Raw genomic sequence first — 12345 nt, forward strand, 5'->3', positions numbered from 1 at the left:
GTGACCAGTGCGCCAGAGAACTCGCAGAACCCCGCCGACGCCCTTCCCAAGAGCTGGGACCCCAGCGCCGTCGAAGCGGAGCTCTACCAGCAGTGGGTCGACGCCGGCTACTTCGAGGCCGACCCCACGAGCGACAAGCCCGGGTACTCGATCGTCCTGCCGCCGCCGAACGTCACCGGCAGCCTGCACATGGGTCACGCCCTCGACCACACCCTCATGGACGTGCTCTCCCGCCGTAAGCGCATGCAGGGCTACGAGGTGCTGTGGCTGCCCGGCATGGACCACGCCGGCATCGCCACCCAGACCGTCGTCGAGAAGCAGCTCGCCGCCGACGGCAAGAAGAAGGAGGACCTCGGTCGCGAGGCCTTCATCGAGAAGGTCTGGCAGTGGAAAGCCGAGTCCGGCGGCATGATCCAGGGCCAGATGCGTCGCATCGGCGACGGTGTGGACTGGTCGCGCGACCGCTTCACCATGGACGAGGGGCTGTCCCGCGCGGTGCAGACGATGTTCAAGCGCCTCTACGACGAGGGGCTGATCTACCGCGCCGAGCGCCTGGTCAACTGGTCGCCCGTGCTGCAGACCGCGATCTCCGACATCGAGGTGAAGTTCGAGGAGGTCGAGGGCGAACTCGTCTCCCTGCGCTACGGCTCCCTGAACGACGACGAGCCGCACGTCGTCGTCGCTACCACTCGTGTGGAGACGATGCTCGGCGACACCGCCGTCGCGGTGCACCCCGAAGACGAGCGCTACAAGGACATCATCGGCACGACGCTCGAGCACCCGATCACCGGCCGGCAGATCCCGATCATCGCCGACGAATACGTCGACCCCGAATTCGGTACGGGCGCAGTGAAGATCACGCCTGCGCACGACCCCAACGACTTCGAGATGGGCCTGCGGCACGACCTGCCGATGCCCACGATCATGGACAAGGCCGGTCGTATCGCCGACTCCGGCACCCGCTTCGACGGCATGGACCGTTTCGAGGCGCGCATCGCGATCCGCGAGGAACTCGCCGCGCAGGGCCGCGTCGTCGCCGAGAAGCGCCCCTACCTGCACAGCGTCGGCCACTCCGAGCGGTCCGGCGAGACCATCGAGCCGCGGCTGTCGATGCAGTGGTGGGTCAAGGTAGACAAGCTCGCCAAGGCTGCCGGCGACGCGGTGCGCAACGGTCACACCGTCATCCACCCGGCGAGCCAGGAACCGCGCTGGTTCGACTGGGTCGACAACATGCACGACTGGTGCATCTCGCGTCAGCTGTGGTGGGGTCACCGCATCCCGATCTGGTACGGCCCGAACGGCGAGGTCGAGTGCTTCGGCCCCGACGAGATCGCCCCCGAGGGCTGGGAGCAGGACCCGGACGTGCTCGACACGTGGTTCTCGTCCGGCCTGTGGCCGTTCTCCACGATGGGCTGGCCGGAGAAGACCCCCGAGCTCGACAAGTTCTATCCCACCAGCGTTCTCGTCACCGGCTACGACATCCTGTTCTTCTGGGTCGCCCGCATGATGATGTTCGGCACCTACGTGTCGGGTGACGACGCGGTGCACCAGGCGCAGGTGCCGTTCCGGGATCTGTTCCTGCACGGCCTCGTCCGCGACCAGTTCGGCAAGAAGATGTCGAAGTCGCGCGGCAACGGCATCGACCCGCTCGACTGGGTCGAGCGTTTCGGCGCCGACGCCCTGCGCTTCACGCTGGCGCGCGGCGCGAACCCGGGTGGCGATCTCGCCGTCGGTGAGGACCACGCCCAGTCGTCGCGCAACTTCGCGAACAAGCTGTTCAACGCGACCAAGTTCGCATTGATGAACGGCGCGGTGATCGGCGAGCTCCCGGCCCGCCAGCAGCTCACCGACGCCGACCGGTGGATCCTCGACCGCCTCGAGCAGGTGCGGACCGAGGTCGACGCGGCCTTCGATCATTACGAGTTCTCGAAGGCGTGCGAGGCGCTCTACCACTTCGCGTGGGACGAGGTCTGCGACTGGTATCTCGAGCTCGCCAAGGTCCAGCTCGCCGAGGGCAGCGCCCACGCCGACGGCACCAAGGTTGTGCTCGGCACCGTCCTCGACCAGCTGCTGCGCCTGCTGCACCCGGTCATCCCGTTCGTCACCGAGACCCTGTGGAAGGTGCTCACCGGTGGCGAGTCCGTCGTCGTCGCGTCCTGGCCCGAGACGTCCGGCATCGCCACCGACGAGACCGCGGCGCAGCGGGTCGCCGACCTGCAGAGGCTCGTCACCGAGATCCGCCGGTTTCGCAGCGACCAGGGTCTCAAGCCGTCGCAGAAGGTCGCGGCCCGGCTCGTCGGTGTCGAGGACGCCGATCTCGTCGCGCAGGTGCCGGCCGTGCAGTCGCTCGCGCGCCTGACCGCGCCGGAGGACTCGTTCTCGGCCACCGCGTCGATCGAGGTCCGGCTGAGCCGCGCGACGGTCACCGTCGAGCTCGACACCTCCGGCAGCATCGACGTCGGCGCCGAGATCGCGCGCCTGCGCAAGGATCTCGCCGCCGCGGAGAAGGAACTGACGGGCACCTCCGCGAAGCTGTCGAACGAGGCCTTCCTCGCGAAGGCGCCCGATCAGGTGGTCGAGAAGATCCGCGGTCGCAAGCAGATCGCGGAAGAGGAGATCGCACGGATCACCGCACGACTGAAGGAGCTGGGCGCGGCGTGAGCACCGACACCCCGGGGGCGCCGTCCCCGGTGGACCTGGCCGAACTGACGCTCGTCGAAGCCGAGCTCGACAAGCGCTGGCCGGAAACGAAGATCGAGCCGTCCCTGGCGCGGATCGCCGCGCTCATGGACATCCTCGGCTCGCCGCAGAACAGCTACCCGTCGATCCACGTGGCCGGCACGAACGGCAAGACGTCGACAACCCGGATGATCGACGCGCTGCTCACCCGCATGCACCACCGGGTCGGCCGGACGACGAGCCCGCACCTGCAGCTCGCCACCGAGCGGATCAGCATCGACGGCGCGCCGGTCTCGCCGCGGACCTACGTCGACACCTACCGCGACATCGAACCGTACGTCCGGATGATCGACGAGCAGTCCGAGGCGGCCGGTGGCCCGAAGATGAGCAAATTCGAGGTCACCACGGCCATGGCGTTCGCGGCGTTCGCCGATGCACCCGTCGACGTGGCGGTCGTCGAGGTCGGTCTCGGCGGACGGTGGGACGCCACGAACGTCGTCACCGGGCAGGTCGCGGTGATCACGCCCGTCGGCATCGACCACACCGGCTATCTCGGCGACACCCTCACGGAGATCGCGGGGGAGAAGGCCGGGATCATCAAGAAGGCACCCGACGACGGTCTCGTGCCCCGCGACACCGTGGCGATCATCGCGCAGCAGGAACCGGAGGCGATGGACGTGCTGCTGCGGCAGGCCGTCGAGGCCGACGCGGCCGTGGCCCGTCAGGGATCCGAGTTCGCGGTGGTGCGGCGTGCGGTCGCCGTCGGCGGACAGCAGATCGACCTGCAGGGTCTCGGGGGTCTCTACACCGACATCTTCCTGCCGCTCCACGGCGAGCACCAGGCGCACAACGCGTCGGTCGCGCTGGCCGCGGTCGAGGCGTTCTTCGGGGCGGGCCCCGGCAAGCAGCTCGATGTCGAGGCGGTGCGCGACGCGTTCGCGTCGGTGACCACGCCGGGCCGGCTCGAGCGGGTGCGCAATGCGCCCACCGTCTTCCTCGACGCCGCGCACAATCCGCACGGCGCGAAGGCCCTCGCGGCCGCGCTCGCCCAGGAATTCGACTTCCGCAAGCTCGTGGGCGTCGTGAGCGTGATGGCCGACAAGGACGTCGCAGGTCTGATCGAGGCGCTCGAACCGGTCTTCGACGAGATCGTCGTCACCCACAACGGGTCGCCGCGAGCGATGGACGTCGACGATCTCGCGAACATCGCCGTCGCCCGATTCGGCGACGAACGGGTCGTCACCGCGGCGACGCTCCCGGATGCGATCGAAACCGCGATCGCGATCGCGGAGGAGGTCGGCGAGCCCGGCGAAGCGGTGTCGGGCGCCGGGGTCGTGGTCACCGGTTCGGTGGTGACCGCAGGTGCGGCCCGCAGTCTGTTCGGAAAGGATCCCGCGTGAGCAACGACAAGCCGGAGGAACAGAAGTTCCGGCCGCCGACGACGGACCCCTGGAAGGGCTTCCGCGGCGTGATGGCGGGAACGCTCGTGCTCGAGGCGATCGTGGTGCTGCTGGTGCTGCCGGTGATCGCGACCGTCGGCGGGGGACTGAGCGCGTGGTCGACGACCTACGTCGTGGGCCTCGCCGTTCTCATGTTCCTCGGAGCCGGGGTGCAGAAGAAGTCGTGGGCGATCCCGTTCAACATCACGCTGCAGGTGCTCGCCGTGCTCGGCTTCTTCGTCGACCTCGCGTTCGGTGCGGTGGGTGTGCTCTTCGCCGCGGTGTGGGCGTACATCTTCTACCTGCGCAAGGACATCAGGGATCGCGAATCCAGGGGTCTGCTGCCGGGCCAGCGGGACGACCTCTAGGCTTGTCGCGTGACTGAGCGGACCCTGGTACTGATCAAGCCCGACGGCGTCGCACGCCGTCACGTCGGAGAGATCCTCTCGCGCATCGAGCGCAAGGGGCTGGACATCGTGGCTCTCGAGCTGCGCACTGCGACGGAGGAGGTCGCCGGAGCGCACTACGCCGAGCACGAGGGCAAACCCTTCTATCCCTCGCTGATCGAGTTCATCACCGGCGGCCCCCTCGTGGCCGCGGTCCTCGAAGGCCCGCGCGCGATCGCGGCGTTCCGTCAACTCGCCGGTGGCACCGATCCGGTCGAGAAGGCTGTGCCCGGCTCGATCCGCGGCGACCTCGGCCTGGACCCGGGCGAGAACCTGGTCCACGGCTCCGACTCGGTGGAGTCCGCCGAGCGCGAGATCGCTCTCTGGTTCCCCGCCCTGGCTGCGAAGTAACAGCCCCGCACGAGCGGCGCCTGGCGTGTCGCTCACGAAACCTCTCGGGGCGTCGCGCTTCGCGCCTCCCGACACCGCCGACGGCGCCCTCCGGGGCGCCGTTGGCGTATCCGTGCATCTCCGTGTGGGATACTGGCAGAGGTTGCTCCGCACACACCGCGTGCGGAGCGACCGAACGACATCACGGATCGATGCCCGACATCGCTGTGGCCGAGGACGAAGGAGACACCTCGCTCGGCGGCACGCTGGATGTTCCGGCGCTCGACCCGCGATCAAGCCAGGCATTGCTCGGCCGTGCAGTGAAAACGGGCACCGGACGACCGCGCGATGCGAGACCGGAAGGACTCGCGCCCACCCGGCGCGAGTACACAAGCTGCGCCCCCGCGTGGCCGCTCACATCGCTGTTGTCGGTGGTGGACGCGCCCGGGGGCCTTAGGAGACCTACGTGGCCGATCAAGAGCCGCCGGAGAACAACTCGATCGAAGCGTCGGACGCAGGGGGACGGAACCTCCTCGGTCTGCCTGCCAAGATCCGCGTCCATGCCCTCGCCAAGCTGCTGGGGCTGACCAGTAAGCAGGTGATCGCGAAAGCCGCCGAGCGCGGCACCGAGCTGCGCAGTGCGCACTCGACCCTCCCACGCGACGTCGCGGAGGACCTGCACGCTGCGTTGAGCGACGACACGGGCACGGCCGAGCCCGCCGTGCAGGAAGCCGAGACGGCTCCCGAAGCTGCAGCCGAGACGGCTCCCGAAGCTGCAGCCGAGACAGCTCCCGAAGCTGTGGCGGAGACGGCTCCCGAGGCCGAGACCGCCCCCGAGCCTGCCGCGGAGACGACTCCCGAGCCTACGGCCGAGGCTGCGGAGACCGCCGAGGCCGCGCCGGTCGAGAGCGACGAGCTGCGACCCGCCGAGAAGACCGCGGACGAGACCGCACCGCAGGCCGTCGAGATCCCCTCCGTCGGAGGACCCACCGGGTTGTTCACGTCGGTGGAGCAGAGCACGCCGCTGTTCGAGATGCCCGAGCCGTCCACCACGGCCGAGCCGATCGTCGCTGCACCGCTGTTCCTCCAGCCCGAGGTACCCTCGCCTGCCGAGGGAGAGGAGGAGACCCGCCCGCGTCGCCGGCGCGCACGCCGCGGAAAGGACACCGAGCAGGCACCGGCCGAGGACGAGCAGCAGACCGCCGAGCCGGCCGCCGAGTCCACCGAGGAAGCGCCGTCGCACCAGGCGGACGAAGACCAGGACGACCAGCCGCGTCGCCGCCGACGCGGACGTCGCGGTCGTGGACGTGGACGCGGGGACGGCACCGACACCGACCAGCAGGACGAGACGACCGCGACCGGCGAGGACTCGGAGTCCGCCGCCGCGGAGACGGAGAAGTCCGCCGAATCGGAGTCCACCGCAGGGGAGTCCACCGCAGCGGAGACTCCCGCCGAGGAGACCGCCGGCACCGAGGAGAGCACCTCCGACGAGTCCGCCTCGGGCGACGAGCAGAGCAGCGACGAGCACGACACCGACGACGAGCAGGGCGGGGGGACGTCCCGTCGTCGTCGCCGTCGCCGTCGCCGTCGCGGTTCCGACACCGACACCGCGAGCACCGACGACGACTCGGTTCCCACGGTCGTCCACGAGCGGGAGCCGCGTCCGAAGAGCCGCGCCAAGGACGAGGTCCAGGGCATCAGCGGTTCGACGCGCCTCGAGGCGAAGCGTCAGCGTCGTCGCGACGGTCGCGAGGCCGGTCGCCGCCGGCCCCCGATCCTCACCGAATCCGAGTTCCTCGCCCGCCGCGAGGCTGTCGACCGGGTCATGGTCGTGCGCGAACGCACGGGCGGTTCCCACGCGGGCATGACGCAGGTCGCGGTGCTCGAGGACGGCATCCTCGTCGAGCACTTCGTCACGACCTCCGGTTCGGCGTCGATGGTCGGCAACATCTACCTCGGTCGCGTGCAGAACGTCCTCCCGTCCATGGAGGCGGCGTTCATCGACATCGGCCGTGGCCGCAACGGCGTGCTCTACGCGGGTGAGGTGAACTGGGAGGCCGCCGGCCTCGGAGGCAACTCCCGCAAGATCGAGCAGGCCCTCAAGCCCGGCGACCAGGTGGTCGTGCAGGTCAGCAAGGACCCGGTCGGTCACAAGGGCGCGCGTCTGACCACCCAGATCAGCCTCGCCGGACGCTTCCTGGTCTACGTGCCGGGAGGTTCGTCCACGGGCATCAGCCGCAAGCTCCCCGACACCGAGCGCAAGCGTCTGAAGGACATCCTCCGCGAGATCGTCCCCTCCGAGGCGGGCGTGATCATCCGTACCGCCGCCGAGGGCGTGAGCGAGGAGGAACTCTCGCGCGACGTCACCCGCCTGCAGACGCAGTGGGAGTCGATCCGCGAGCAGTCCGAGAAGCTGCAGGCCGACGCCTCGGGCCAGCCGAAGACGCTCTACGAGGAGCCGGATCTGCTCGTGAAGGTCGTGCGAGACCTGTTCAACGAGGACTTCTCCAAGCTCGTCATCGAGGGCGACTCGGCGTGGAACACCGTCGAGAGCTACATCCGGACGGTCGCACCCGACCTGCTGCCGCGCGTCGAGCGCTACCGTTCGGAGAACTCGGTGGACGTCTTCGGTGCGCACCGCATCGACGAGCAGCTCGCGAAGGCTCTCGACCGCAAGGTGTGGCTGCCGTCCGGCGGCACGCTCGTCATCGACCGCACCGAGGCGATGACCGTCATCGATGTCAACACCGGCAAGTTCACCGGTTCCGGCGGCAACCTCGAGGAGACGGTCACCCGTAACAACCTCGAGGCGGCCGAGGAGATCGTCCGCCAGATGCGCCTGCGCGACATCGGCGGCATGATCGTCGTCGACTTCATCGACATGGTCCTCGAGTCGAACCGCGACCTCGTACTGCGTCGCCTGACCGAGGCCCTCGGCCGGGACCGCACCCGCCACCAGGTCTCGGAGGTCACCTCGCTCGGCCTGGTCCAGATGACGCGCAAGCGGCTCGGGACCGGTCTCGTCGAGGCGTTCTCCACCACCTGTGAGCACTGCAGCGGCCGCGGCCTCATCGTGCACTCGGAGCCGATCGAGTCGAAGTCCTCGGACGACTCCGGTCGTTCGTCCGGCGGTGGTTCGCGGCGTAAGCGTGGACGCGACAAGAGTTCGCAGGAGCCCGCCGCCGAGACGCACACGACGCCGTCGCCCGAAGAGGTCGTCAAGCGTGCCGCGCACCCCGTCGCGCTCGCGATGGCCGCGCACAACTCGACACCGGCCGCGGACGCTCCGGCCGCAGAGCCGGCAGCGACCGAGACCGCATCCGAGGCGGCGTCCGCACCTGCGGGCGACGTCGACCCGGTCAAGGTCACCGAGCCGCTGCGGGCCGTCGAGCCCGAGAAGGTCGCCGCACCGACGAAGGAGCCCGTCGCAGGGGAGGACGCCACCACGGTGACGACCGCCTCCGACGAGCCCGCCGAGATCGAGGCAGAGGTCGCAGCAGCCGAAGCCGCGGTCGCGGAGACCGCTGTTCCCGAGGCTGCCGTGTCCGAGACGGCCGTCTCCGGCGCAGGGGAGGGCACCGACGGAGCGGCTTCCGTCGAGGCCGCAGGACCGGCTCCGCGTCGCCGTCGGGCACGCAGGGTCGCCCGGGCGGCCGCAGCGCCCGCCGGGGACGGCGGGCCTACAGCCAAGGTGTTCGTCGTCCCCGCGACGACCGGGTCGTCCACGGGGGCCGAGTCGGACTCCCGGCCGAGCACACCGGTCGAGACGCCGGTGGAGATCGTGCGGCGGCCGCGTTCGCGGCGTGCCGCAGGGCGCCCCGCCGGACCTCCGGTGGACGCCGAAGCGTGACCCTCCGCTTCCGGGCCGGTCACGACCGGCCCGGAAGCGGGCACTACCGTGCCACCCGGTTTGACCCTGGGAGTCACCTTCCCGTAATCTTGTTCAGTCGCTACTCGGCGATAGTGCCCAGCCGCGTCCGGATTCAGGATGCCGGCGGGACCCGAGTCAGCAACCACACCAGACCAGTCGCGTCCGCAGCACTGTGGCGCGAGCACGTTCGAAGAAGCAAGGGGTAGCCGTCCGATGGCAACGTACGCGATCGTCAAGACCGGCGGTAAGCAGTACAAGGTCGCTGAAGGCGACCTCGTCAAGGTCGAGAAGATCGAGGGTGAGCCCGGCGCTGCTGTCTCGCTTGCCCCGGTCCTCGTCGTCGACGGATCCGAACTGACCACCGACGCCGACAAGCTGGCCAAGGTCTCGGTCACCGGCGAGATCGTCGAGCACACCAAGGGGCCGAAGATCCGCATCCACAAGTTCAAGAACAAGACCGGGTACCACAAGCGCCAGGGCCACCGTCAGAAGCTGACGGTCGTCAAGGTCACCGGCATCAAGTAAACCGAGCTTCGAGCTTCAACCCCAGGAGGGTTCGTCATGGCACACAAGAAGGGCGCATCCAGCTCCCGTAACGGTCGCGATTCGAACGCACAGCGACTCGGCGTCAAGCGCTTCGGTGGCCAGGCCGTCAACGCCGGCGAGATCATCGTGCGCCAGCGCGGCACCCACTTCCACCCCGGCGTGAACGTGGGACGCGGCGGCGACGACACGCTGTTCGCCCTCGCGGCCGGTGCCGTCGAGTTCGGTACCAAGCGCGGTCGCAAGACCGTCAACATCGTTCCGGCTGCGGCAGACGCCTGATCTGCCGTCCGGTAACGGACACCGCGGGACCAGCTCCCGCGACATACTCCCAATAGGGGCGGGCCAGGGTCGCACACCCTGACCCGCCCTTGTTGCGTTGATCACCAGGTTTGTTTTTTAGGACGAGAGAAGGTCCACCCATGTCCCGCTTCATCGACCGGGTGGTGCTGCACGTCAGCGCCGGCAAGGGCGGCAACGGCTGCGCCTCCGTCCACCGCGAGAAGTTCAAGCCGCTCGGCGGCCCCGACGGCGGTAACGGAGGAAACGGCGGCGATGTCGTCCTCGAAGTCGACCGGAACGTCCACACCCTGCTCGACTTCCACTTCCACCAGCACGCCAAGGCGACCAACGGTGCCCAGGGCGCCGGCGGCCACCGCAACGGTGCCAACGGCGGCGACCTCGTCCTGAAGGTTCCCGACGGCACCGTCGTACTCGACCGTGACGGCCGCATCCTCGCCGACCTCGTGGGCACCGGCACGCGTTTCGTCGCCGCGCACGGCGGTCGCGGTGGTCTCGGCAATGCCGCACTCGCGTCGAAGGCACGCAAGGCCCCCGGCTTCGCGCTCCTCGGTGAGGAAGGCGAGGAACTCGACCTCGTCCTCGAACTGAAGTCCGTCGCCGACGTCGGCCTCGTGGGCTTCCCCTCGGCCGGCAAGTCGTCGCTCGTGTCGGTGCTGTCGGCCGCCAAGCCGAAGATCGCCGACTACCCGTTCACCACCCTCGTGCCGAATCTCGGTGTGGTGCAGTCGGGCGACACGACCTTCACCGTCGCCGACGTGCCCGGCCTGATCCCCGGCGCCAGTGAGGGTCGCGGCCTCGGCCTCGACTTCCTCCGTCATCTCGAGCGCTGCGCCGTGCTCGCGCACGTTGTCGACTGCGCGACCCTCGAACCCGGCCGCGACCCGATCTCCGACATCGACGCGCTCGAGGCCGAACTCGCCGCCTACCAGCCTGCGCTGTCGGGCGACAGCGGACTCGGCGACCTCGCCGAGCGCCCCCGCATCGTCATCCTCAACAAGGCCGACGTGCCCGACGCGAAAGAACTCGCCGAGTTCGTCACCCCCGAACTCGAGGCCCGTGGCTGGCCGGTCTTCACGATCTCGGCCGTGAGCCGCGACGGCCTGCGTCCGCTGACGTTCGCCCTCGCGAGGATGGTCGACGAGTACCGGGCGGCGCATCCGCCGGCCGCGCCCACCCGCCCGGTGATCCGTCCCGTCGCCCGCGACGAGGAGGCCTTCACCGTGGTCCGCGATCCCGAGGTGCCCGGCGGATTCATCGTGCGGGGCACCCGTCCCGAGCGGTGGGTGCGCCAGACGGCCTTCGACAACGACGAGGCCGTGGGTTACCTCGCCGACCGACTCGCCCGTCTCGGCGTCGAGGACAAGCTCGTCAAGCTCGGCGCGGAACCCGGATGCTGGGTCACCATCGGCGAGGTCGGCTTCGAGTGGGAACCGCAGACGCAGGCCGGCGTGGACGTCGTGCCCACCGGTCGCGGCACCGATGCCCGTCTCGACCAGGTCGACCGCGTCGGCGCTGCCGAGCGTCGTCACGCGAAGAAGGTGCGCCGCGGCCTGGCCACCGACGACGAGTTCGAGTAACCGTCCGCGCGTCCCCACCGTTCAGGAAGCCCGAAGCGTACCGAGGAGAACATGAGCGACACCCGGGAGGTCGTCTCCCACGCCCGCAGCGTAGTGGTCAAGATCGGCTCGTCGGCGATCACGAGCCTGGTGGGTGGACTCGACCGTGGCCGGCTCGATCGTCTCGTCGATGCCATCGAGGCCCGCATCCGCACGGGTTCGAGTGTCATCGTGGTCTCCTCGGGTGCGGTCGGTGCCGGGCTCGCACCGCTCGGTCTCACGAGTCGGCCGCGTGATCTCGCGACGAAGCAGGCCGCGGCCAGCGTCGGGCAGCTCACCCTCGCCCACGCCTGGGGCACCTCCTTCGCCCGCTACGACCGCACGGTGGGCCAGGTGCTCCTCACCGCCGACGACATCGGCCGGCGCACTCAGCACCGCAACGCGCAACGCACCCTCGACCGGCTGCGTTCACTCGGGGCGGTGCCGGTGGTCAACGAGAACGACACCGTCGCGACCGTCGAACTGCGCTTCGGCGACAACGACCGGCTCGCTGCACTCGTCGCGCATCTCATCGGCGCCGACGCGCTGATCCTGCTGTCCGACGTCGACGGCTTGTACGACGGGGATCCCCGCAAGGGCTCCGCGAACCTCATCCCCGAGGTCCGCACCCCCGAGGATCTCGACGGTGTGGTCGCCGGGTCGGGCGGCGCGCTGGGCACCGGTGGCATGGCGTCGAAACTGTCCGCGGCCCGCCTCGCGGCGGACTCCGGCGTGCCGGTGCTGCTCGCCGCGGCCTCCCAGGCCGATCGTGCGCTGGGCGCCGCCGACGTCGGCACGGCCTTCGCGGCCCGCCCACAGCGTCTGTCGGCGCGGCGTTTCTGGGTGAGGCACGCCGCCGACGTCCACGGTTCGCTGTATCTCGACGAGGGTGCCGTGCGGGCCGTGATGGAGCGGCGACGCTCGTTGCTCGCCGCCGGAATCACCGGCACCAGTGGCGGTTTCCACGCCGGCGACGTCGTCGGCATCGTCGCGCCCGACGGCCGCACGGTCGCGCGCGGGGTGGTGGCCTACGACGCGTCCGAACTCGATTTCATGATCGGCTTCTCGACCGGTCAGCTACCGCCGGATCTCCAGCGACCCGTCGTGCACGCCGACGACCTCGTCCGGGTGGTCTGAGA

At 69.7% G+C, this 12345-nt stretch carries 9 protein-coding genes; all 9 read left to right on the forward strand.

The genetic code is table 11. The annotated features are described in order from the left end of the window. The 9 genes from BO226_RS05445 (at nucleotide 1) to proB (ending at nucleotide 12343) form a co-directional block, all read left to right on the forward strand. Entirely contained in the window at nucleotides 1-2661 is a 2661-nt protein-coding gene (locus tag BO226_RS05445; RefSeq protein WP_024100598.1) for a valine--tRNA ligase, read from the forward strand. Continuing rightward, nucleotides 2658-4079: a bifunctional tetrahydrofolate synthase/dihydrofolate synthase gene (folC, locus tag BO226_RS05450; protein WP_006551179.1), complete on the forward strand. Its 1422-nt coding sequence runs from the start codon at nucleotides 2658-2660 to the stop codon at nucleotides 4077-4079. The genes BO226_RS05445 and folC overlap by 4 nt, the downstream gene beginning before the upstream one ends. Then, nucleotides 4076-4486, forward strand: coding sequence for a DUF4233 domain-containing protein (locus tag BO226_RS05455; RefSeq protein ID WP_006551180.1), 411 nt, complete (start codon nucleotides 4076-4078; stop codon nucleotides 4484-4486). Before folC ends, BO226_RS05455 begins: the two co-directional genes overlap by 4 nt. A gap of 9 nt (nucleotides 4487-4495) precedes the next feature. Beyond that, nucleotides 4496-4915 carry a nucleoside-diphosphate kinase gene (gene ndk, locus BO226_RS05460; RefSeq protein WP_006551181.1) on the forward strand — a complete coding sequence of 140 codons (420 nt, stop codon included), beginning with the start codon at nucleotides 4496-4498 and terminating at the stop codon, nucleotides 4913-4915. Nucleotides 4916-5360: 445 nt separating this feature from the next. Further along, nucleotides 5361-8744 carry a translation initiation factor IF-2 N-terminal domain-containing protein gene (locus BO226_RS05465; RefSeq protein WP_071934770.1) on the forward strand — a complete coding sequence of 1128 codons (3384 nt, stop codon included), beginning with the start codon at nucleotides 5361-5363 and terminating at the stop codon, nucleotides 8742-8744. A gap of 234 nt (nucleotides 8745-8978) precedes the next feature. Then, nucleotides 8979-9290, forward strand: coding sequence for a 50S ribosomal protein L21 (gene rplU / locus BO226_RS05470; RefSeq protein WP_006551183.1), 312 nt, complete (start codon nucleotides 8979-8981; stop codon nucleotides 9288-9290). 36 nt (nucleotides 9291-9326) lie between these two features. Further along, complete coding sequence (rpmA, locus tag BO226_RS05475; RefSeq protein ID WP_006551184.1) at nucleotides 9327-9590, forward strand: 50S ribosomal protein L27; 264 nt, start codon at nucleotides 9327-9329, stop codon at nucleotides 9588-9590. A gap of 140 nt (nucleotides 9591-9730) precedes the next feature. Beyond that, nucleotides 9731-11188, forward strand: coding sequence for a GTPase ObgE (gene obgE / locus BO226_RS05480; protein WP_019289071.1), 1458 nt, complete (start codon nucleotides 9731-9733; stop codon nucleotides 11186-11188). Between the two features lie 51 nt (nucleotides 11189-11239). Then, entirely contained in the window at nucleotides 11240-12343 is a 1104-nt protein-coding gene (proB, locus tag BO226_RS05485) for a glutamate 5-kinase (protein WP_006551186.1), read from the forward strand. The last annotated feature ends 2 nt before the right edge of the window (nucleotides 12344-12345 follow it).

The sequence above is a fragment of the Rhodococcus sp. 2G genome (assembly GCF_001886355.1).
GTDB lineage: Bacteria > Actinomycetota > Actinomycetes > Mycobacteriales > Mycobacteriaceae > Rhodococcus > Rhodococcus pyridinivorans.

What these genes read in the sequence shown, in the direction of transcription:
- rplU (WP_006551183.1), top strand. Translation starts at nt 8,979, where the DNA reads ATGGCAACGTACGCGATCGTCAAGACCGGCGGTAAGCAGTACAAGGTC.
- rpmA (WP_006551184.1), top strand. Translation starts at nt 9,327, where the DNA reads ATGGCACACAAGAAGGGCGCATCCAGCTCCCGTAACGGTCGCGATTCG.
- obgE (WP_019289071.1), top strand. Translation starts at nt 9,731, where the DNA reads ATGTCCCGCTTCATCGACCGGGTGGTGCTGCACGTCAGCGCCGGCAAG.
- proB (WP_006551186.1), top strand. Translation starts at nt 11,240, where the DNA reads ATGAGCGACACCCGGGAGGTCGTCTCCCACGCCCGCAGCGTAGTGGTC.